At 68.7% G+C, this 21,111-nt stretch carries 18 protein-coding genes; 10 read left to right on the forward strand and 8 right to left on the reverse strand.

What is annotated here, in order from left to right:
• Positions 1-15: 15 nt before the first annotated feature.
• The 3 genes from efeO to ACWEOO_RS33085 are packed head-to-tail and all read left to right on the forward strand — an operon-like array spanning position 16 to position 3,285.
• Positions 16-1,155: an iron uptake system protein EfeO gene (efeO, locus tag ACWEOO_RS33075; RefSeq protein ID WP_363713457.1), complete on the forward strand. Its 1,140-nt coding sequence runs from the start codon at positions 16-18 to the stop codon at positions 1,153-1,155.
• Positions 1,152-2,402 (forward strand): iron uptake transporter deferrochelatase/peroxidase subunit, encoded by a 1,251-nt coding sequence (gene efeB / locus ACWEOO_RS33080; RefSeq protein ID WP_359927300.1) that lies wholly within the window; start codon positions 1,152-1,154, stop codon positions 2,400-2,402. Before efeO ends, efeB begins: the two co-directional genes overlap by 4 nt.
• 25 nt (positions 2,403-2,427) lie before the next feature.
• Positions 2,428-3,285, forward strand: coding sequence for a hypothetical protein (locus tag ACWEOO_RS33085; protein ID WP_452146377.1), 858 nt, complete (start codon positions 2,428-2,430; stop codon positions 3,283-3,285).
• A gap of 95 nt (positions 3,286-3,380) precedes the next feature.
• Here ACWEOO_RS33085 and ACWEOO_RS33090 read toward each other — a convergent pair whose 3' ends face one another.
• The 4 genes from ACWEOO_RS33090 to ACWEOO_RS33105 form a co-directional block, all read right to left on the reverse strand.
• Positions 3,381-4,220, reverse strand: a complete 840-nt coding sequence (locus tag ACWEOO_RS33090; protein ID WP_452146378.1) for a carbohydrate ABC transporter permease — start codon at positions 4,218-4,220, stop codon at positions 3,381-3,383.
• Complete coding sequence (locus ACWEOO_RS33095; RefSeq protein ID WP_363713464.1) at positions 4,213-5,187, reverse strand: carbohydrate ABC transporter permease; 975 nt, start codon at positions 5,185-5,187, stop codon at positions 4,213-4,215. The genes ACWEOO_RS33090 and ACWEOO_RS33095 overlap by 8 nt, the downstream gene beginning before the upstream one ends.
• 109 nt (positions 5,188-5,296) lie before the next feature.
• Positions 5,297-6,616, reverse strand: a complete 1,320-nt coding sequence (locus tag ACWEOO_RS33100; RefSeq protein WP_452146379.1) for an ABC transporter substrate-binding protein — start codon at positions 6,614-6,616, stop codon at positions 5,297-5,299.
• A gap of 452 nt (positions 6,617-7,068) precedes the next feature.
• A complete protein-coding gene (locus ACWEOO_RS33105; RefSeq protein WP_452146380.1) occupies positions 7,069-8,154 on the reverse strand; it encodes a LacI family DNA-binding transcriptional regulator in 1,086 nt (361 codons plus the stop codon).
• A 107-nt stretch (positions 8,155-8,261) separates the two neighbouring features.
• Between ACWEOO_RS33105 and ACWEOO_RS33110 the strand changes: the two genes are divergently transcribed.
• Both ACWEOO_RS33110 and ACWEOO_RS33115 read left to right on the forward strand, forming a co-directional pair.
• On the forward strand, positions 8,262-9,878 hold the full coding sequence (locus ACWEOO_RS33110; protein ID WP_452146381.1) for an acyltransferase: 1,617 nt from the start codon (positions 8,262-8,264) through the stop codon (positions 9,876-9,878).
• Positions 9,879-10,065: 187 nt separating this feature from the next.
• The gene (locus ACWEOO_RS33115; protein WP_452146382.1) at positions 10,066-11,169 is read left to right on the forward strand and encodes a hypothetical protein; all 1,104 of its coding nucleotides are present in this window, start codon (positions 10,066-10,068) and stop codon (positions 11,167-11,169) included.
• On the opposite strand, the gene ACWEOO_RS33120 is transcribed toward ACWEOO_RS33115, so the two are convergent.
• Both ACWEOO_RS33120 and ACWEOO_RS33125 read right to left on the reverse strand, forming a co-directional pair.
• Entirely contained in the window at positions 11,099-12,376 is a 1,278-nt protein-coding gene (locus ACWEOO_RS33120; protein WP_452146383.1) for an MFS transporter, read from the reverse strand. The genes ACWEOO_RS33115 and ACWEOO_RS33120 overlap by 71 nt on opposite strands.
• A gap of 4 nt (positions 12,377-12,380) precedes the next feature.
• Positions 12,381-12,986, reverse strand: coding sequence for a helix-turn-helix domain-containing protein (locus tag ACWEOO_RS33125; protein ID WP_452146384.1), 606 nt, complete (start codon positions 12,984-12,986; stop codon positions 12,381-12,383).
• A gap of 184 nt (positions 12,987-13,170) precedes the next feature.
• On the opposite strand from ACWEOO_RS33125, the gene ACWEOO_RS33130 reads away from it, so the two are divergent.
• Positions 13,171-13,542 (forward strand): hypothetical protein, encoded by a 372-nt coding sequence (locus ACWEOO_RS33130; RefSeq protein WP_359927275.1) that lies wholly within the window; start codon positions 13,171-13,173, stop codon positions 13,540-13,542.
• 638 nt (positions 13,543-14,180) lie between these two features.
• A complete protein-coding gene (locus tag ACWEOO_RS33135; protein WP_452146385.1) occupies positions 14,181-15,125 on the forward strand; it encodes a phosphotransferase family protein in 945 nt (314 codons plus the stop codon).
• 147 nt (positions 15,126-15,272) lie between these two features.
• On the opposite strand, the gene ACWEOO_RS33140 is transcribed toward ACWEOO_RS33135, so the two are convergent.
• On the reverse strand, positions 15,273-15,662 hold the full coding sequence (locus tag ACWEOO_RS33140) for a rhomboid family intramembrane serine protease (RefSeq protein WP_452146386.1): 390 nt from the start codon (positions 15,660-15,662) through the stop codon (positions 15,273-15,275).
• Positions 15,663-16,681: 1,019 nt separating this feature from the next.
• Here ACWEOO_RS33140 and ACWEOO_RS33145 point away from each other — a divergent pair.
• The gene (locus ACWEOO_RS33145; protein WP_452146387.1) at positions 16,682-17,629 is read left to right on the forward strand and encodes a phosphotransferase family protein; all 948 of its coding nucleotides are present in this window, start codon (positions 16,682-16,684) and stop codon (positions 17,627-17,629) included.
• Positions 17,630-17,723: 94 nt separating this feature from the next.
• Here the strand turns inward: ACWEOO_RS33145 and ACWEOO_RS33150 are convergent, their stop codons facing one another.
• Positions 17,724-18,620: a phosphotransferase family protein gene (locus tag ACWEOO_RS33150; RefSeq protein WP_452146388.1), complete on the reverse strand. Its 897-nt coding sequence runs from the start codon at positions 18,618-18,620 to the stop codon at positions 17,724-17,726.
• A 115-nt stretch (positions 18,621-18,735) separates the two neighbouring features.
• Here ACWEOO_RS33150 and ACWEOO_RS33155 point away from each other — a divergent pair, with 115 nt between their 5' ends.
• A complete protein-coding gene (locus ACWEOO_RS33155; protein ID WP_452146389.1) occupies positions 18,736-19,998 on the forward strand; it encodes a class I SAM-dependent methyltransferase in 1,263 nt (420 codons plus the stop codon).
• Entirely contained in the window at positions 19,995-21,098 is a 1,104-nt protein-coding gene (locus ACWEOO_RS33160; protein ID WP_452146390.1) for a hypothetical protein, read from the forward strand. Before ACWEOO_RS33155 ends, ACWEOO_RS33160 begins: the two co-directional genes overlap by 4 nt.
• Positions 21,099-21,111 lie beyond the last annotated feature (13 nt).

Raw genomic sequence — 21,111 nt, forward strand, 5'->3', positions numbered from 1 at the left:
ATCCCCAGGAGAACCATGCGCAGCACTGTGGCCCGTCGGGCCTGTGTCATCGGTGTCGTCCTCGGCCTCGCGGCGCTGACCGCGTGTGCGAAGGAGGAGCCCGCGGCCAAGGACGACGGCACCGGCCCGGTCTCGGTCAAGGCGTCCGACTCGGCGTGTGAGCTGAGCCGCCGCGACGTGAAGTCCGGCACCAGCACGTTCTCGGTGGAGAACGCGGGGAGCAAGGTCACCGAGTTCTACGTGTACGCCGACGGCGACCGGGTGATGGGCGAGGTCGAGAACATCGGACCGGGCCTGAAGCGCGAGCTGATCGTCGAGCTGCCGACCGGGAAGTACCAGGCGGTCTGCAAGCCCGGCATGGTCGGTGACGGGATCCGCGGTGACCTCACGGTCACCGGCGACGCGGCCGCGCAGGTCGACACCGACACCGCGCTGAAGCAGGCGACCGACAGCTACCAGCGGTACGTGAACTCGCAGGCAGCCGAGCTCGAGGAGGAGACCGGCGAGTTCGTCGAGGCGGTGAAGGCCGGCGACGTCGCCAAGGCCAAGGCGCTCTACCCGGTCGCCCGCACGTACTGGGAGCGGATCGAGCCGGTCGCCGAGTCGTTCGGTGACCTCGACCCGAAGATCGACGCCCGCGTGAACGACGTCGAGCCGGGCACCGAGTGGACCGGGTTCCACCGGATCGAGCAGGCGCTCTGGGTCTCCAACTCCACCAAGGGCATGGAGAAGTACGCCGACCAGCTGCTGACCGACGTGAAGACGGTGGTCGCGAAGGCGAAGACCGTGAAGCTCACGCCGCTGCAGCTGGCCAACGGCGCCAAGGAACTGCTCGACGAGGTCGCCACCGGCAAGGTCACGGGCGAGGAGGACCGCTACTCGCACACCGACCTGTGGGACTTCCAGGCGAACGTCGAGGGTTCGCAGGCCGCGATCCAGGCGCTCCGCCCGGCCCTGCAGAAGCGCGACGCTGCGCTCGTCACCCAGCTGGACACGCAGTTCAAGGCCGTCTTCGCGTCGCTGGACAAGTACCGCGAAGGCGACGGCTTCAAGCCGTACACGGCCACCGAGCCCGAGAAGAAGGCCCTCGGCGCGGTCGTCGACGGCCTGGCCGAGCCGGTCAGCAAGGTCGCCGCAGTACTGGCCAAGAAATGAGCGGACGCACGGGATTGTCCCGACGCGGCCTGTTCGGGGCCGCGGGTGCCGCTGTCGCCACCGGAGTCGCGGGGTACGTCGCCCACTCGGCACTGACCGGTGAAGAGTCGCAGGCAGCCGACGACAACGGGCCGGTTGAGTTCCACGGACCGCATCAGGCCGGTATCACCACGCCTGTGCAGGACCGGCTGCACTTCGCTGCCTTCGACGTGACCACGACCAAGCGGGACGACCTGATCGCCCTGCTGAAGGAGTGGACCGCCGCGGCCGCGCTGCTCACGGCCGGTCGCGACATCGGGCAGTACGGCGCGGTGAACGGACCGGGCGAGGCGCCGCCGGAGGACACCGGCGAGGCGGTCGGCCTGCCGCCGGCCCGGCTGACGCTCACGATCGGGTTCGGGCCGTCGCTGTTCGACAAGCGGTTCGGGCTGGCGTCGAAGCGTCCCCAGGCACTCGTCGACCTGCCGCACTTCATCGGCGACGACCTGGACCCGGCACGGTCCGGCGGCGACATCGCCGTCCAGGCGTGCTCGGACGACCCGCAGGTCGCCGTACACGCGATCCGGAACCTCGCGCGGATCGGGTTCGGCCGGGTCGCCGTCCGGTACTCGCAGCTCGGATTCGGCCGGACGTCGTCGACGTCGCGGGCGCAGGCGACGCCGCGGAACCTGTTCGGGTTCAAGGACGGGACCAACAACCTGAAGCTCGAGGAAGCCGACAAGCTCGAGCAGCAGCTGTGGGTCCAGCCGGAGGACGGCCCGGACTGGATGGTTGGCGGCGCGTACCTGGTGTCGCGGCGGATCCGGATGAACATCGAGATCTGGGACCGTACGTCGCTCGGCGAGCAGGAGACGATCATCGGCCGCGGCAAGGGCACCGGCGCGCCGCTGGGCAAGGCGGACGAGTTCGACGCGATCGACTTCACCGCCAAGAACGCCGACGGCGCACCGAAGATGCCGGTGGACTCGCACGTGCGGCTCGCGCACCCGCAGTTCAACAAGGGCGCCGAACTGCTCCGCCGCGGCTACAACTTCGTCGACGGCTCGGACGGTCTCGGCCGGCTCGACGCGGGCCTGTTCTTCCTCGCCTACCAGCGCGACCCGCGCAAACAGTTCATCCCGATCCAGAACCAGCTGGCCAAGAACGACACGATGAACGAGTACATCCACCACGTGGGCTCCGGCATCTTCGCCTGCCCAGCAGGTGTGACACCCGGCTCGTACTGGGGCGAGAAGCTGTTCTCCTGAACCGGTCGGTCACTAGATTGTGGCGGTGAGCAACCATCAGGGCGGTTACCCGGGTCAGCAGCCGCCGTACGGGGGACAGGCCCCGCAGCAGCCGGCGTACCCCCAGCAGTACGGGCAGCAGCAGTACGGCGGTTACCCGCCTCCGCCTCCGCCGTCGCGCAAGGCGGGGCCGATCGTGGTCGCGATCGTTGGTGCGCTGATGCTCATCGGTGCCGGTGTGTTCGTGGTCGCCCGGTTCACCGGCGGCTCGGACGACGCCGCCGGCGGCTCCGCCAAGCCGGTCGCGCCGTCGGCGAAGCCCACGGCGAGCGAGGCCCCGACGGAGGAGCCGAGCACCGGGGGCAGTCCAACCGCTGGTGAGAGTCCCAGCGTCAGTGGCAGCCCCAGCGCACCGGCTGCGCCCTGCAACGGGTGCATCCCGGGTGCCACGGTCACCTCACTCGTCACGGCGTTCAAGTCCAAGGGCTACGTCTGCAAGCTGGACCGCCGCTGGGAGTGCAACAAGGGCACGCTGGACGTCTACATCAGTCCTCATTATTCGAACAAGAACTACGCCGAGTACGTCGACGTGAGCGGCAGCAGCAGCGCCCGCGTGCAGAACTGCCCGCAGTGCATCACCGGCGCCGTCGCCTCGCTGAAACAAGGCCTGCCCGGAGCGCTGGCGCTGTTCGTCAACGACGCGTCCGTGCGCCAGCAGATCGTCGCGTTCGCGATGCAGGGCGCAGGCATTCCCACCTCCGGACCCAGCTCGACCCGCGACACCAAGATCGGCGGGTACCGCCTGTCGACCCAGGGCTACAGCGGCGCAACCGTCGGCAAGAACGGCAAGTACGCCAGCTTCTACTCGACCTCGGTCTCCATCCGCGGAGTCTCCGAGTACTGAGGCCGGACCGCCAGCACTCATCAATCGCATCCGAGGAAGGGCCGCCACGCTCAGGCGGTCGTTCCGCGGACGATTGATGAGTGCTGCAGATCCGTCTACTTGACCGCGCCGGCGGTTACCCCGGCGACGAAGTGTCGTTGGGCCAGGAGGAAGCCGATGACGACGGGGACGCTGACGACCAGGGCCGCGGCCATGATCTGGTTCCAGTAGATGTTGGTCTGCGTGGAGTACTGGCGCAGGCCGACCGACAGGGTGCGGTTGGCCTCGGTCGTCATCACGGACGCGAACAGGACCTCGCCCCACGCGGTCATGAACGAGTAGATCGCGACCGCGATCACGCCGGGCCGGGCCGCGGGCAGTACGACCCGCCAGAGCGCACCCATCGGACCGCAGCCGTCCACCAGCGCCGCCTCGTCCAGCTCACGCGGGATGCTGTCGAAGTACCCGGCCAGCATCCAGATCGAGAACGGCAGGCTGAACGTCAGGTACGTGATGATCAGCCCGAGCCGCGTCCCGACCAGCTGCAGCCCGAACTGGTTGTTGATGTTCACGAAGATCAGGAACAACGGCAGCAGGAACAGCACGCCCGGGAACATCTGCGTCGACAGCACCGTCGTGGTGAACACGGTCCGGCCCCGGAACTTGAACCGCGACACCGCGAACGCGGCCAGGATCGCGATCGCCACCGAGAACACCGTCGCGGCCACCGACACGATCGTCGAGTTCACGAAGTACTTCGCCAGCGGCACCGTCTTCCACATGTCCACGAACGGCGCCAGCGTCAGGTTCGACGGCCACCAGGTGAACGCGCCCTGCACGTCCTTCAACGGCTTCAGCGACGACGTCGTCATCACGTACAGCGGGACCAGGACGAACAGCCCGAGCACCGTCAGCGTGACACCGCGGTAGATCTTGAAACCCCTGGTCTCACGCACGGCGCGACCTCCTTCCGGTGACGAGCAGGTACGCGCCGGTGACGATCATCAGGAAGATCAGCAGCAGCACGGACATCGCCGCACCGGTGCCGAAGTTCCAGGTCAGGAACGACGCGTTGTAGATGTGGAAGGTGATCAGGTCACCGGCCGGCGGCTGCGCCGTACCGAACAACACGTACGGCGTGTTGAAGTCGCTGAACGTCCACAGGAACAGAACCAGCACGAGCACCAGGTTGACCGGCCGCAGCGACGGCAGCGTGATGTTGCGCCATTGCCGGATGTTGCCGGCGCCGTCCACCGACGCGGCCTCGTACAGGTCCCGCGGGATGCTCTGCATACCGGCCATCAAGGTCAGGAACGCGAACGTCCACAGCTTCCAGCCGGCCACCGTGATCAGCGAGATCAACGCGTTGCCGCCGATCAGCCAGAACGTCCCGCCGTCGCTGAGGTGCAGCTGCTCGAGGACGTGGTTGACGGCGCCGGTGTCGCGCTGGAGCATGAAGTTCCAGGTCAGGATGCCGGCGTACGCCGGGAGCGCGTACGGCACCAGGAACAGCGTGCGGACCAGGCCCCGGCCGCGGAACTCCGGCTGCAGGGCGACCGCGGCGGCCATCCCGAGCACCCACGAGAACGCGACCGTGACGAGCGAGAAGACGACCGTGACGCCGAAGGACTTCAGCAACCCTGCACCGACGGCGTTGTTGAAGTCGAGCGCGACCTTGTAGTTGCCGAGGCCGGCGCTGGGCGCGGAGGACCAGTTCGCGATGAAGAACTTGGTCAGTTTGACGAAGCTCATCCAGATCCCGACCAGCATCGGGATGATGTGGATGAACAGTTCCAGCAGCACGGCCGGGGCGAGCAACGCGTACGGCAGCCACCTGTTCAGGCCCGGCCGGTGCTCGAGGCGGCTGCGGTTCCTGGCCGGCTTGGCCGGCGCCGGAGCGGCGGTTTCTGTGGCGACGGACATCCGGGGGTGTCGCCTCCTGTCTGTCGGATCGGTCGCTGACATATGCGTTGCGTCCGAAGAACTGCGCAGACGTCTGTGCAGTTCTTCGGACGCAAGCGCTGGGGGCAGGTCAGCTACTCGCGGCGACCTGGTCCTCGGCGGTCTTCAGGGCCGCCTTGACGTCGTCGGCGGTCACCGTCCCGCCGGTCGCGATCTTGGCGAACATCGCGTTCATCGCCTTGCCGACGGTGCTCTCGAACTGGTCCTCGGCCGGCACCAGCGGCAGCGGCTTGGACTTGGTGTTGTAGACGTCCTGGAACGTCGCCGCCTCGGCCGCGTCGGTGGTGAACACCGGCTTGGCGTCCTTCAGCACCGGCAGCGACGAGAACGGCTTGCCCAGCGTGGTCTGGGTCTGCGCGTCGGTCATGTACTTCACGAACTTCAGCGCCGCGTCCTTGTGCTTGGTGTTCTTGAAGACCGACAGGTTGATACCGGCCACGTGGCTGGCCACCTGCTCGCCGCCGGCCGGAGCCGGGAACGGTACGACGCCGTACTCGCCGGCCTTCATGCCGTTGGCGACGATCGAGGAGTCGGCGTTGTTCTGGTTGATGACCATCGCGACCTTCTTGGTGGCGAAGTCGTTCACCGACTTGGTGCCGTTGTCGTACTGCGCGTTCGACGGGTTCGCGACCTTGTCCTTCTGCATCAGGTCGAGGTACCGCAGCACGCCCTGCACGTTGCCGTCACCGGTGAAGGTCGGCTTGCCGTCGCCGTTGAACCAGTCGGCCTTGTTCTGCGCGGCGTTGATGAACGCGAAGTGCACGTTCTCGGTGTAGCTGCCGGCCGCCAGCGCCATACCCCACTGCTTCTTCGCCGGGTTGGTCAGCTTCTGCGCGGCCGAGACCATCTCTTCCCAGGTCTTCGGCGGCTGCAGGCCGGCCGCGGCGAACATCGCCTTGTTGTAGTACAGGCCGTAGGCCAGACCGTAGAGCGGGACCGAGGTCGGGTCGGTACCCTCCTTGCCGCCGGTCGCCAGAGCCGTCGGCACGAACTTGTCCTTGCCGCCGATCGCGGTCATCGCGTCGCCGTCGAACGGCAGGAACGCGTCGGTGGCCTGCAGCGAGGCCGCCCAGGTGTTGCCGATGTTGACCACGTCCGGCGCCTGGCCGGAGGTGATCGCGGTCTGGATCCGGGTCTGCAGGTCGTTCCAGCCGATCACCTCGAGGTTGACCTTGATGCCGGTGTCCTGGGTGAACTTCTGCAGGACCGGGGTCAGCACCTCCTTGTCGTTGTCCAGGCTGGTGCCCTGGTTGCTGGCCCAGTAGGTCAGCGTCTGGTCACCACCGGAACCGCCGCCGGACGCATCGTCCGAATCGCCGCCCCCGCAGGCGGCCAGGCTGATTCCCAGGGCGGTCGCAGCCACCGCGGCTACAAGCGAACGCAGTCTCACGTCGGACTCCCTCGTCCCGTCTCGAGCCCCCGCGGACCTGCGGGGGCGGATCGGCCCCATACTGGCCTAACCGGTTAAGTTCCGAAACCCTAACCGGTTCAGTTCGAGCGTCTTCGTTACGACCTCGTGACCCGCCCAACCTTCACCGCGCACGCGGAAAACGCAATCCAACACTCTCTGGAAGCGCCCGATTTCACACAGTCTTCAAACTGAGCCAAAGTACGCCGAAACCCGGCCAGCCCCGTCTTGCGCCGCCTCGCGCTGCCCCCGCGCCGTCCCTCGCCGTCCCGCGCCGTCCCGCGCCGCCCCGCCCGCCCCGCGCCGTCGCGGATGAGCGCCCCAGGTGGACCCCATTTGCCTGGTTGACCCATCAAATGCGGGGTTAGGCACCCTGAACCTGGGTGGATAACCCCACATTTGCCTGGTAGGCCAGGCAAATTTCGTGGTGAGCTTCAGGAGGGGGCGGGGCCGGAGGACTCGCGGTGGCGGAGTTCGCCGGGCGGCGCCTCCTCGTGCAGGGCGGTGTCCGCGGTGATGGTGCGGAGCAGCAGGTCGGCGGCGGCGCGGCCGCGTTCCATGGTCTTCTGGTCGACGGCGGTGATCCCGGGCCGGGCGAGTTCGCACAGCGGCGAGTCGTCCCAGGCGACGATCGAGACCTCGCCCGGCACCGCCGTACCGAGATCCATCGCAACCCGGAGCGCCGCGACCGCCATCAGGTCGTTGCCGAGCACGATCGCGGTCGGCGGGTTCGGGCCGGTCAGCAGCCGGCGGGTGAGTTCCGCGCCGTCGTCGTACCGGTAGGTGCCCTCGATGTGCCGCACCGTGATGCCGTGCCGCTCGGCGTGCTGGAGCAGCGTCTGCACACGCAGCCGCTCGTGAATGAACGTGAACGGCCCGCTGATGTGCGCGATGTCGGTGTGCCCGAGCCCGGCCAGGTGGTCGAGCAGCAGCCCGACGGTCTCGTCGGGCGAGCTGATCAACCGGCCGACCGAGTCGTCGGGCGCGTTCGAGCTGACCACGACGCACGGCATCCCGAGGTCCTTCAGCAACTGGATGCGCTGGTCGTCCTCGAGCTCGTCGAACAGGATGAACCCGTCCACGCGACCCTGCCGCGACCAGCGCCGCAGGACGTCGAGGTCCTCGCCGTGCTCGCCGGTGAGCCGGAGCAGCAGCGATGAGTCGACCTCGTTGAGGTACTGCTCGATGCCGACCAGCGTGCGCATGTAGAACGCTTCGGTCGAGATCAGCGTGGGGTCCCTGGCGATCACGATCCCGATCGTCCGGGTCCGGCTCGCCGACAGTGCGACGGCGGCGGAGTTCGGGTGGAAGCCGAGCTCCTCGGCCAGGTCGAGCACCCGCTGCCGGGTCTCCTCGCTGACGCCGGCGCGGCCGTTCAGTGCGTACGAGACCGAGGCCTTCGAGATGTGCAGGCGACGCGCCAGGTCGCTGATCGTGACCCGGTGGCTGCGACGCGTGCCGCTCCCTTGGCCGTCGCCGTCGGCGTCGTCGCCGTCCGCAACGGATCCGCTCGTCGTCATCGCCCGGCCACCCCTCGCACAGACGGAAAAGTGTTCATGTCAGACCGGAGGTTAGCAGCGGCGTTTGAGGGCTGGTCTGTGTCCCGAGAATTGGATAGCGTTTTCCCATGCTGCCGAACGAGCCGTTGCGACTGGATTTCCTGCCGTGGGAGTACGCCCGGAAGGCCTCGGACGCGGAGCGTGAGCGGCAGGCCGAACGGCAGGCGCGGCTCGGCGGGTCGGTCGAGCTCGCCGCCGATGTGTACGTCGCCGAGTCGGCCGCGGTGTACTGCGACGAGCTGCGGATGGGGGACCGGTCGTACATCGCCGCGCATGCCTACGTCACCGGCCACATCGCGCTCGGCGCGGACTCCACGATCAACCCGTTCGCCGCGGTCCGCGGCAAGGTGACGATCGGCGACGGCGTCCGGATCGGCGCGCACACGTCGCTGCTCGCGTTCAACCACGGCACCGCGCCCGGCGAGCCGATCTTCAAGCAGCCGCACACCGCCGTCGGCATCACGATCGGCGACGACGTCTGGATCGGCTCCAACGTCACGATCCTGGACGGCGTCACGCTCGGGCCGCACACGATCATCGGCGCCGGCGCGGTCGTCACCAAGAACATCCCGGCCAACTCGGTCGCGGCCGGGAACCCCGCCCGAATCCTCCGCTCGCGGACAGGAGCGTCCATGTCAGGTGATCTGCCCACCCTGCTGAAGGAGTTCGCCGCCAAGGCCCGGGAGCAGGTCGACGACGTGCTCGCGCGGTGCTGGGACGGCGTCCGGTTCGTCGACCGGCCCGGCATCGACCGGGAGCCCGAGATCCGCCCGTGGTGCGACGCCGTCGAGATCGCGGACCTGCTGGTACGCCGTACGCCGGCCGGCCACACCCGCGACGACCTCGTCCGGCGGCTCCGCGCGCGCCAGGATCCGGCGACCGGACTGGTATCGCCAGGGGACCTGTCCGACGACGGTCTGGGCAAGCCGTCGGATGCCGAACTCGCTGTCCTGGAAGGCCCCGCGAGCTATCACGTCCTGTGTGTGGGCTACGCGCTCCAGGTCCTCGGAAGCAGCTTCGAGCACCCGATCACCACCGACTTCACCCTCGACCAGCTCGACAACTTGCCCTGGGCAAGGAGGGCCTGGTCCGCGGGCTCCGGTATCGACGGCCTCGGTACGGCGCTCGCGTTCAACGGGAAGCCCGGCGAACTCGAGCTCCTGATGGGCTGGCTGCACACCCGCGTCGATCCCGAGACCGGCGCGTGGGGCTCATCGCATCCCGACGACGGACTGCTGCAGGTCGTGAACGGGTTCTACCGCCTCACCCGCGGCACCTACGCGCAGTTCGGCCTCCCGCTGCCGTACCCGGAGCAGGCCGTCGCCACGGTTCTTGCGCACAGCAACGACCGACGGATGTTCACCGGCGACAACTACAACGCCTGCAACGTTCTCGACGTCATCCACCCGCTGTGGCTGGCCCGCAAGCAGACGGCGTACCGCGAACAGGACGGCCGTCGCTGGGCCGAGGAGCAGCTGCGCGCGGTCCTCCCGCGCTGGGTCGACGGCGCCGGCTTCGCCTTCGCCCCCGACGGCACCGACGACCGCGCGATCCCGGGCCTGCAGGGCACCGAGATGTGGCTCGCGATCATCTGGCTGCTGTCCGACTACCTCGGCCACTCCGACGCCCTCGGCTACCGACCACGCGGCGTACACCGCCCGGAGCCGCTGGTCACCCTGCGCTGAACCGGAGTCGCGGCGGCCGCGCCGCAGGAGATCAGGCGGCGGGTCGACCCCCACGGCACTCCGGCCGGGAACTTCCCCATACCCTGACCACGTGGACCCCCGCACGCGCCGACTGGTGACCTCGCTCGTACTGGCCGCCCTGTTCGTCATCGTCGTGGTGGCTGCCCTCGTCCGATAACGTCGCCGCATGACGCCCTCGGCCGGTGAACGTTCGTCGTACCTGATGCGGGCCGGGCTGGTCCGTAACGTGCGGTCCGGGGAGCACCTGACCACATTCGTGGTGTCCGGGGTGGCGACGGTGCTGGTGACCCGGCTGATCCTCAGCCTCAGCGGATACCCGCAGATCGGCGGCAAGGGCCTGCACATCGCCCACGTCCTGCCCGGCGGGCTGCTGATGCTGATCGCGATCTCGCTGCTGCTCGGGTACGTCGGGCCGGTGGTGCGGCCGGCCGCGGCGACGATCGGCGGGATCGGGTTCGGGCTGTTCATCGACGAGGTGGGGAAGTTCGTCACCTCGGACAACAACTACTTCTACCAGCCGACCGCCGCGATCGTGTACGTCGTGTTCGTGCTGATCGTGCTCGGCACCCGCTTCCTCAGTACCCGCCGGCCGATCGACCCGCGGGAGGAGCTGGCCAACGTCATCGACCACGCCGTCGAGGGGGTCGCGGGCGGTCTGTCCCGGCGCCGCCGGGCCGAGGCTGCCGAGCTGCTCCGCGCGGTCCCCGCGCAGGTCGAAGGGCGCCGGCAGACGTCCGAGCTGCTGGCTGCTTGCCCACCTGACGAGGTGGAGCTGGCTGCTCCGGTGGACGCCGCCTGGCGGGCGCTGCAGCGCGGGTTCGAGCGGCTCGCCACGCATCCGAAGGCGCCGCCGATCGCTGTCGCCGTACTGGCGGTCCAGTTCTTCGCCGCGCTCGTCATCGCTGCGGTGCTGGGTGACGGTCTCGACAACCTCCCGGTGCTCGGCGTGACGGTCGGGAGCTTGCTGTCGGCAACGTTCACCGTACGTGGCGCTCTGGCGCTGCGGAAGCGGAACCGGGCGCGCGCTGTCCGCTTGTTCGAGCTGGCGGTGCTGGTGTCGTTGCTGATGACGCAGGTCTTCCAGTTCGCAGCCACGCAGTTCGCGGCGGCCGGCGGGATGCTGCTGGACCTGGTGATGCTCGGGCTGCTGCGGGCGGAGCGGGAGCGGATGCGGCGCGACCTGGACAACGCCACCAAGGCTAGGACGCTCCGACTGCCACCCGATCTGGATCTGCCGCCGTTCCCGGAGGATCCGTCGGACCCGGTGTAGCCCGCCACTTCTCGTGCCGGCCGATCAGCACCGGTGACATCGTCGCGATCAGGTAGATCACGCCCCCGGCGAGCAGGGCGGGAGCGAGACCGATGGCCGTGACGGCAGCCCCGGCGACCACGCCGCCCAGCGGTACGCCGGTCCAGCAGGCCGCGTTGGACAGCGAGTTGACCCGTCCGAGCAGGTGGCCGGGGATGCGCTCGATCTGGATCGCGCCGAGCACGGGGTTGATGAAGCCCGCGCCGATGCCGCCGACGGCGTACACCGCCATCAGGGACCAGATCGGTACGTCGGTGGCCATCGCCACGAAGCGCGGCGCTCCGGCGATCAGGAACGCGACCGTGAAGACCAGTTTGCGCGGGATGCGGTCACCGATGGCCGATGCGAGCAGGGCGAACAGCGTTGCGGTCGCTCCGAACGAGGTGAGGATCAGACTGGTGTGACCTGGACCGTAGCCGTGCTCCTTGATCCAGACGGGCAGCAGTACTGTGCTGGTCGCAGCGTCGAGCAGGTTGGTCACCGCGATCATGACGACCAGCGGCAGCAGGAGCCTGTCGGTACGCAGGAAGGTCCAGCCCTCCAGGAGCTGGCGGCCGTAGCCCTGCTCCTTCGACGCGGACGTGGCGGACTTGGGGACCCAGCGGGTGATCAGTACGGCGCAGATGCCGAACGACGCCGCGTCGATCCACAAGGCGTTGACCGCTCCGACCAGGGTGATGAGGCCGCCGGCCAGTGCGTACGCGAAGAAGCCCGCCAAGCGTTCCGTCGTACTCTCGAGGCCCGTCACCCGCTCCAACGGGACCTTGGCCGCTCTGGCGATGTCGGGGATCAGCGTGGCCTTGGCGGCATCGCCCGGTCCGCGGAGCGCGCCGGCGATCGCGACCAGCACCAGCAGCGTCGGGAAGTGTAGGAAGCCGAGCGTGTGGAGCAGGGGGACCAGCGTCACCACCGCCGTACTCGCGGTGTCTGCCGCGACGCTGACCCGGCGGGCGCCGACCTTGTCGATCAGCGGGCCGCCCATCGCCTTCACCACGACCAGCGGCGCCATCTCGGCCATCGCCACGAGACCGGTCTTCACTGGCGAGCCTGTGGTGATCAGGACGAACCAGGGGATCGCGATCGCGCTGACCCGGGTCCCGCAGATCGACACGACGTTCGCCACCAGGAACGCAGCCAACGGCGCTCGATTGCCCTTCTCGCCCATCATTGCCTCACCCCGTGTGCTTCTGGCGCGTCTCGCGCGGGAACGCCTGGATCTGGACGGTGACCTGCTCGGCGCCCTCCGGCAGCGGAGCGGTGAGGTCCGGCGTCTTGTACTTCTCGAGGACCGCCATGACCTCGCGCATCATCGTTGCCAGCTGGTCGGGCCTCAGATGGAAGAAGTAGTCCGAGAGCATGCTGGCGTCGCGCCAGTCCTCGGGCATCGTCTGCATCGCGTCGATGAAGCCGAAGATGTTCTCGGCGTACGTCTGGCCGACGCCGTGCAGGAAGCCCAGCGCCAGCTCAGGCTCCTGGTCCAGCAACTCGGCCGCGTTGAACTCGGTGCCCTGGTGCGCCGACTTCCACCAGCGGTCGCGCGCGTTCCCGCGGCTGTCGTCCTCGACCACCAGCCCGGCGTCGGCGAGCTGCCGGAGGTGGTAGCTGGTCGCGCCCGTGTTCACCCCGAGCCGCCCGGCCAGGGTCGTGGCGGTCTGCGGCCCGTACACGCGGAGCAGACCGAGGATCCGATTCCGCATCGGGTGCGCCAGCGCGCGCACGAGGTGCCGATCCAGCTGGACGGTGCGGGCCGGCTCCACGCTCTGGTTCTCGTCGCTCATGACTCAGAGCATAGGATTGCAAAGACTCTTTGCAAAGAGTTTTTGCAAAGAAGTTCTGCAGTCCAGTTGTCCACAGCTCGCAAATCGCCCCGCCGGACCGGGCGCGATCACGGCATCTTCTCTGTCGACCACGAACCCCGACGTGCCTGCTTGAGGAAAGAGAGATGTCCCGATGATCCGAGTGATGTTCGACGACGCCGACTACTGCGACGTGCCCGCCGACCTGATGACCTTCACCGATGGCGCGGTGATCTTCTGGCTCAAGGGCGAGGAGGTCGGTCGCCACCGTCAGGCCCGCATCCGCTCCCTGGAGCCCGTCAACCCGCACTCGATGACCCGCAAGATCCAGAAAGCCCGCAGAACCCACCCCAACGCCTTCCGCCCGTGGTCCCCCGAAGACGAGCAAACCCTGATCGAGATGCACAACAACGGCGCCCCCATCGACGATCTCAGCGAAGCCCTCGGCCGCCAGGAAGGCGGCATCATCACCCGCCTGAGAAACCTGGGCCTCCTCGACGAAGACCCAGACCCAGCCACCCCCACACCCACCCCATGACCGCCACCCAACCGCCCTCGGCGCACGCCCCGTCCACCCCAACGAAGCAATTGCCGTCCGCAGGACCTCCGCGAAAGGATGCCGTCTGGTCCCATCCTTCGCCGACAACACGTGCCGCTGGACGTGCCGTGGGGCGGCGGCTGTGTTTCCGGCGGCCTTCGGCGCCCCGTCCTGCCGTGCGACTGCCCCGGCGAGGCAACTCCTGTCCGCGGGACCGCCGCGAGGACGCCGCCTCACGGTCGCATCCTGCGCCGACCACTCGCATACCGGCGGCAAACTGCCTTCCGACCGCCTGCGGCGGCACGAGCCCTGTCCTGGCGCCCAATCGCCCCAACGAAGCAACTGCCGTCCGCAAAACCGTCGCGAAGGACCGCCACCCAGCGCTCCCGCCCTTCACCGACATCACGCACCGCCGGACGTGCCGTGAGTGTCGACTGTGTCCGGGCGCCCTCGGCGCCGGGTCCTCTGTCCTGCGACGCGACCGCCCGGGCGAAGCAGTGCCATCGGCGGGAGCATCGCGAAGGACTCCGCCTCGCGCCCCCGGTCCTTGGCCGACTGCAGGTGCCGCATGGCGTGCTGTCTGCGGCGGGTTGGAAAACCCCTGTCGCCGCAGAGCCGCGACGAATATGGTCGCGCTCATGACCGACGGCGACTGGAGAGATGGCGGTTTCAGACAACGTCGTCCCTCGGCGGAGACCCTCGCCTGGGTTGGGGCGTCGATGGGCCGAGGCAGCCGCGTCGTCGGCTATCGCCGATTGACCGGTGGCGTCTGCTCCGCCGTGAATCGAGTGACTGTCGAGCGACGTGGAACGCGAACGTTCGTCGTACTGCGTCAGTACCCGGCCGGCCTTGACCTGCAGGAAGCCCTGAAGAAGGAGATCGCCAACCTTGGTGTGGTGGCCGGAAGCGGGCTCCCGGTTCCAAGCATCCTGGCCAGCGACGTTGCCGGTGCTTCGACGGGCGGCGCGCCATCGTTGCTGATGACACGGCTGCCGGGACATGTTCACCTGAATCCAGCAGAGCCTCGGTCGTGGCTGACGAGGATCGCGGAGATCGCCGTACTGCTGCATTCCCTCGATCTCCCCGCAAAGACGTTCAGACCATGGACAGATTCCTGGATCGCTCCTCGGGACGGCTTTCAGGTGCCGGTCGACGCACAGAAGCCGGCGGTGTGGAAGTCGGCATTCGGTGCCATGGCGGCACCACCGCCAAAGGACCCCGCCGTCTTTCTGCACTGCGATCTCCTGCCGGTCAACATGCTGTGGTCACGCGGAAGAATCACCGGCCTGACCGACTGGAACTCCATCCATCGGGGATCGCGCGCGATCGACGTCGGGCACTGCCGGCGATACCTGGCGGCGCTCTACTCGCCCGAGTGGTCGGAGCAGCTCCGGTCGCTGTACGAGTCGATCGCCGGGGCGACTCTCGATCCGTGGTGGGACCTGTACGCCCTGCTGCACTACGACGCCAGCGGCTCGAAGTGGATCCGCGGTCAGGTCGCCGGGCGCCGCCCCGTCGACGTGCCCGGCATGACGTCCCGGGTCGAGCTGGCCATCGAAACAGCCCTACGCCGCCTCGGCTAACCGCTGGCGACCCTTCCGGTTCTGGTGCCGATCACGGCCAGCATCGGCGCCACGAACGCCGACATCCGCAAATTCTTCGGGAACTCGACGCCTTACCGGCAGGACGCAACCATCACCACCACCGCCAGCGCACCGAGCAGACCAGCACTACACATCGAGTTGCCCGCGCCGACCCGGGTTCAGCCACACGTAACTCACGAAGTGACCAAACAAGCCGCAGCCGAAGTACAGCACCAACCAACGGCCCCGCCCGAACACCCGCTCGGCAGCCGCACCCACCACCGCCAGCCAAACCAGATTGACGACCAGACCGGCCGTCCAGCCGTCCTGGAAGAACATGCCGCTCACCAGCCGATACCACTCACCGTCGTCGATCCGCGCCGCGTCCCGAACCACCTGGTCATACAACGGCCGATGAACGAGCTGGCCAACGCCGCACCCCAGCGTCCCCAGAAACACCACACCAGTCAGAACCGGCCGCCGCGGCCCGACCCCTAGCGCCCCCAGCGGATGAGGCACGACGGCGTCCGTGGTCACACCCCAAAACCTAACGCGACCAGAGGCCTACCACGGCCGCGAGCCACGCCCCTGAAGACCATCCACCACCGCCCACCCGCCCCACACTGCCCCAAACCTGCCCAGCAAGCGCACCCCCCATCCGGCACCTCGTCAGCCACGCTTGAGCCGAGGCCGGCCACGGGAGAGCTTGCGCCTCCGACCTGCGCCTCCGACCTGCGCCTCCGACCTGCGCCTCCGACCTGCGCCTCCGACCTGCGCGCGGTCGACGTCGGCGTACGACGTGGACAGGCGACGTCGGCGTGCGACGCGGGCGACCCGCGCGCCAGACCTGCGCGGATGACGTCGGCGTACAACGTCGGCGTGCGGCGCGGGGGAGCGACCTGTGCGTACGACGGGCGCGGGCGACCCGGGCGTGGGGCCTGCGCGTTCGACGTCGGCGTGCGACGCGGGCGGGCGACCCGCACGTGCGACGCGGGCGGCCGACGCGGACGTGCAACTCGTGCGGGCGACCTGCGCGCCCGACCTATGCGGGCGACGTCGGCGTGCGACGCGGGCGTGCGACCTGGCGTACGACGTGCGCGTACGACCCGAGCGGGTCACGTCGGTATACGACTGACAACGGGCGACGTCGGCGTGCGACGCGGGCGGGCGACCTGCGCGTACGACGCTGGCGGGCGACGCGGACGTGCGACTCGTGCGGACGACTCGTGCGGGCGACTGCGCGCCCGACCTGCGTGGGCGAGGTCGGCGTGCGACCCGCACGTACGACGCGGGCGGCCGACGCGCACGTGCGACTCGTGCAGGCGACTGCACGCCCGACCTGCGCGGGCGACGGCGGTGTCCGACTGGACCGGCGACGTCGCCGTACGACTGGACGGGCGGGGCCGGCATGCGGCCTGGGCGTGCGACCTGTGCGGGCGACCTGTGCGTTTGCGCCTTGTTTGTTGGGGGGAGGGGCGCCGGGGATTGTCTGCGTGGGGTTTGTTGTGCGGGTAATTGCGGTGCGTTGGCGAGGTGCGGGGCTTAGATTGCGTGGGATGACTGCGGACGACGGTGTGCTCTCAGGCCTTTCGTTTCTTGGTGTGCCGCGGGGGCCGATGGTTCGTGTGCATGGCGGGTTTGCCAATCGGATGTATCGGCTCGAGACCGACCAAGGGTCGTTTGCGGTGAAGGAGTTGAATCGGGTCGATCGGCGCTGGGTTTATCGCGTCGAGGACGTGTTCAGGTTCGAGCGGGCGGCGTTTGCTGCTGGTGTCCCGATGCCTGAGCCGATCTGGGCCGGCAGTGAGCTGCTCGTGCACCGGTGGGTCGAGGGTGAGAAGGTGCCTGAAGAGCCGGTGGCGGTGGCTTTTGCGTTCGAGGTTGGGGAGATTCTCGCGCGCATCCATTCGCTCGACGTCGAGTGGACTCGAGAGGCGGTTGACGAGCCGACGCCGCGGGACTGGCCGGAGCTTGCCGAGCGGGCGGTGGCGAGCGGGCAGCCGTGGGCGGATGAGCTTGCCTCTCGTGTCGAGACGTTTGTTGCGATTGCCCAGTTCGTCGACGAGTGCGAACGTCCTGGTCCTGTTGTGTTGACCCACAGGGATATTCAGCCGTGGAACCTGCTTGCTCGCGACGGACGGCCGGTGGTGCTCGACTGGGAGCTGTCGGGGATGCTCGATCTGTCCGGTGAGCTCGGCTCGACCGCGCTCAGCCTCTCGAAGGGCCGTGGATTTGACGGCGTCGAGCCCGAGGTCTTCCGCGCGGTGCTCGATGGGTACGTCGCAGGGGGCGGGGTGCTGCCGCCGCCGGGGCCGAGCTGGTTCGCGTACATGATCGGCGGCTGGTTGGGACACATGAGGTGGAACCTCCTGCGCTGCCTCGCCGGCGTCGAGGCGACCACCGGTCCGGAGTTGGCGCTGTCCCACGAGTCCGTGCGCAACGGTGTGCGTGGTCTCCCTGACCTGTTCAGCCGTCTCCCGGAGCTGCAGAAACTGCTCGCCTGACCGGTGGCTGGTTGGCGTGGCCTTGCGCGGGGGGCGCGCCGTCCGGAGTGGTGTGTCTGGGCGTTGCGTGCTGTTCGGCAGGCCGGGGCGTCGTCTAGGGCGAGAGGTGGCGGGTGATTACGTCTACGCAGCGCTGGAACTGCGCTGGGGTGGCGGGGTTTTTCCAGGCGAGGAGTTCTAGGGTCCAGTCGATGGCGAAGGCTGCGGTCAGGGTGGGGTTGGCTGGGGCAGTGATGCGGGCGTAGCCGCGGCGGAGGAGATCTGGGCGGTCGTGGAGAGGGGCGCCGGCGGAGACCTCCCAGCGGGCCAGGTCGAAGGCAGGGGAGGCGGGGCCGGCGAATTCCCAGTCGATGACGCCGCTGAGGATGCCCTCGTGGATCAGGAGGTTCTTGGGCAGGAAGTCGCCCTGGGCAAGTGAGACGGCAGGCGATGGAGTGGTCGTCACGACCTGGCGCAGGAAGTCGGCGCCACGTTCGACAACCTGCGCTGCCGACGAATCGAGGGTCTCGGTGACGATCCGCAGGATCCGGGTGACGGCGGTCTCCTCGGGTAGCCGCAGGTCGTGCTGGAGGCCGCGCTCGGCGTCCGGCATGACGCTGTGTACTCGCGCCAGAATCTCACCAGCGTCCACAGTCAGGCGCTCTACATCAGCCGCGGGCAGCGCGCCCATGAGCTCGTCCAGGGAGCGGCCAGGCAGGTACACCTGGATCGAGAAGGACAGCAGCCCGCCGTCGTGGTCCAGATGCTCGAGGCCGAGCACTTCTGCGGTCGGAACGCCCGCAGCGCGCGCCTGCCCCATCAAGTGCGCCTCGTCGATGAACCACGGCGTACTCTGGCGCGCGATCCGGACAACCACCCGGACATCGCCGGCCAGGTCGGCGCGGTAGGTCTCGTTCATCCCTCCGCCGGAGAGAGGCACAAGACACTCGACGTCACGGCCACAGACCGACCGAACCACCGAGTCGATGATCGTGCGAGGCGTCGTCACCATCGACCCAGTCTCACCCTGCGCCGACGGCACGGCATCCGTATTTCGGTCACCCGGAGTAGGCAGTCGGTAGGAGACCCTTTTGTGATCGACCCGAGTGGTCGGCGACAATGGCGCGATGCAGCCAGAGGTGCGGTCGGACGAGCCGGCGCGGCCGGAGGAGTCCGGAGCGCCGGGGGTGATCCGCGCCGCCCTGCTCGATCGGAGCGGTCTGGTGCGCGCGCTGGCCTCGGGGCGGCGGCGAGGGCTGGACGCGCCGGCGTACCTCCGGGTCGAGGTGCGGTACGTCGATCTGAAGGGGCAGCGGCACCTGCAGATCACCGAGTTCGACGAGCGCCAGGCCCACACGCGGAACGTGCCTGAGGCCGAGCTGGACAAAGCGGTCGACGAGCTGCTCGACCTGCCGTACGGGTCGTGGCACGTCGAGACGACGACTGAGACGCTGCGGCTGCGCTACACCAAGAAGGGCAAGGAGCTGCTGCACCGGCAGGAGGACCGCCGGGAGCAGGCGACCAGCCACGACCGGGTCAAGCGCCGGGTGCTCGACCCAGCCGCGCCGTTCCTGATCGAGCTCGGGATCAGCGACCACCAGGGCCGGGTGAAGCCGTCGCGGCAGGCGAAGTACAAGCAGATCGAGGAGTTCTGCAAGCTGCTCGCACCCGCGCTCGACGAGGCGGTTTCGGCCGGGCGGATCGCGAAGAACAGGCCGCTGCAGGTGGTCGACCTCGGCTGCGGGAACGCGTACCTCACCCTGGCGGCGTACCACCTGCTCATCGCCGCCGGGCACGACGTCCGGATGACCGGTATCGACCACAACCCGGCGGCCCGGAAACGGAACACCCGGGTGGTCGAGGCGCTCGGCTGGCAGGAGCACCTGCGGTTCCTCGACGCGACGATCGAGGGCGCGGAGCTGGACGTCCGGCCGGACGTCGTGCTGGCGCTGCACGCCTGCGACACCGCGACCGACGACGCGCTCGCGCGGGCCGTCGGCTGGGAGGCTTCGCTGGTGCTGGCAGCTCCGTGTTGCCATCACGACATCCAAAAGCAGCTCAAGAGCGTCACACCACCGGCGCCTTATGCGCTGATGACGAGATATGGCATCGTTCGTGAGCGGTTCGCCGACGTCCTGACGGATTCCCTGCGGGCGGCGGTGCTGCGACAGGTCGGTTACCGGGTGGAGGTCGTGCAGTTCGTGGACAGTCAGCACACGCCGCGCAATCTGCTGCTCCGCGCTGCGCGGACCGGCGCCAAGCCGACCGCCGATCTGCGCGCCGAGTACCAGGCGATGGTGACCGAGTGGCACGTCACACCCCGCCTGGCCGAACTGCTCCTCCCACCATCGGAACAGCCGGCGAAGCCCGGCGCCGAGGTGGTGTCGTGAGGCAGCTCCGCACTGCGTTCGCGCTGCTGGCGGCGACGCTCTGCACCCTTGCGGGTGTGGCGCTGCCCACATCGACAGCGAGCGCGAGCTCGGACGCGGGCCCGACGACACCGGCGCCGAAGAAGCTGTTCACGATCCGGGACAGCCGGATCCAGGAGTCGTCGGGACTGGCGAAGAGCGTCAAGCACCCCGGCGTCTACTGGACCGTGAACGACTCGGGTGACACCGGGCGGGTCTTCGCCGTCGACACCGCGGGCAAGGTGAAGGCCGTGCTCCGGTTCGGCGCGAAGGTGGTCGACGTCGAGGCGCTCGGCGTGGACCGGGACGGCACGATCTACATCGCGGACATCGGGGACAACAAGGCGAACCGGGACCAGATCGAGATCTACACGATCCCCGAGCCCGAGACGCTCGAGGACGAGTCGAACGTCAAGTACCACCGGTACGACTTCAAGTACCCGGACGGCGCCCACGACGCCGAGACCCTGCTGATCGAGCCGGGCACCAGCCAGCTGTACATCGTGACGAAGGCGCTGAAAGGCACCGGAGCGATCTACGCGGCACCGCCTGCCCCGTCCCGTGAGGGCACGAACGACCTGACCAAGCTCGCCGCGGCGCCGTCGGGCGTGATCACCGACGGCACGTTCATGCCGGACGGCCAACGCGTCGTACTGCGGACGTACGCCGACGTCACGACCGTGGCCTGGGGCGAGACCCCGAACGCCATCGCCCGCGGCACCGCGCCGCTGGGGCAGGGGGAGACGGTCGCGGTCGGCCCCACCGACGAGACCGTCCTGGTCGGCAGCGAAGGCCCGAACTCGGCCGTCTACCAGGTCCAGGTCCCCGCGAAGGCCGCCGCCTCCAAGCCGCCCGCGGCCGGCGCCACCCCGAAGCCCGGCAGCGCGACCGAGAGCAACAGCTCAAGCTCGGGCAAGAGCAACAACTTCCGCTGGATCATCGTCGGCGCCGCGCTCTTCGCGCTGATCATCACCGTCGTCACGTTCCCGCCCGGCCGCCGCGAGCGCCAGGACCGCCAGGCCGAGAACGCCCGCCTGACGGGCCAGACGTCTTCCACTTCCCGCCGCCGGCAACACTCCTGACGCCAACGAACAA

The sequence above is a fragment of the Kribbella sp. NPDC004138 genome (assembly GCF_053603655.1).

Coding starts and splice junctions, on each gene's coding strand:
- ACWEOO_RS33135 (WP_452146385.1), top strand. CDS start 14,181: ATGACCGACGGCGACTGGAGAGATGGCGGTTTCAGACAACGTCGTCCC.
- ACWEOO_RS33130 (WP_359927275.1), top strand. CDS start 13,171: ATGTTCGACGACGCCGACTACTGCGACGTGCCCGCCGACCTGATGACC.
- ACWEOO_RS33105 (WP_452146380.1), bottom strand. CDS start 8,154: ATGACGACGAGCGGATCCGTTGCGGACGGCGACGACGCCGACGGCGAC.
- efeB (WP_359927300.1), top strand. CDS start 1,152: ATGAGCGGACGCACGGGATTGTCCCGACGCGGCCTGTTCGGGGCCGCG.
- ACWEOO_RS33125 (WP_452146384.1), bottom strand. CDS start 12,986: ATGAGCGACGAGAACCAGAGCGTGGAGCCGGCCCGCACCGTCCAGCTG.
- ACWEOO_RS33150 (WP_452146388.1), bottom strand. CDS start 18,620: ATGGTGACGACGCCTCGCACGATCATCGACTCGGTGGTTCGGTCGGTC.
- efeO (WP_363713457.1), top strand. CDS start 16: ATGCGCAGCACTGTGGCCCGTCGGGCCTGTGTCATCGGTGTCGTCCTC.
- ACWEOO_RS33115 (WP_452146382.1), top strand. CDS start 10,066: ATGACGCCCTCGGCCGGTGAACGTTCGTCGTACCTGATGCGGGCCGGG.
- ACWEOO_RS33120 (WP_452146383.1), bottom strand. CDS start 12,376: ATGATGGGCGAGAAGGGCAATCGAGCGCCGTTGGCTGCGTTCCTGGTG.
- ACWEOO_RS33145 (WP_452146387.1), top strand. CDS start 16,682: ATGACTGCGGACGACGGTGTGCTCTCAGGCCTTTCGTTTCTTGGTGTG.
- ACWEOO_RS33155 (WP_452146389.1), top strand. CDS start 18,736: ATGCAGCCAGAGGTGCGGTCGGACGAGCCGGCGCGGCCGGAGGAGTCC.
- ACWEOO_RS33110 (WP_452146381.1), top strand. CDS start 8,262: ATGCTGCCGAACGAGCCGTTGCGACTGGATTTCCTGCCGTGGGAGTAC.
- ACWEOO_RS33095 (WP_363713464.1), bottom strand. CDS start 5,187: ATGTCCGTCGCCACAGAAACCGCCGCTCCGGCGCCGGCCAAGCCGGCC.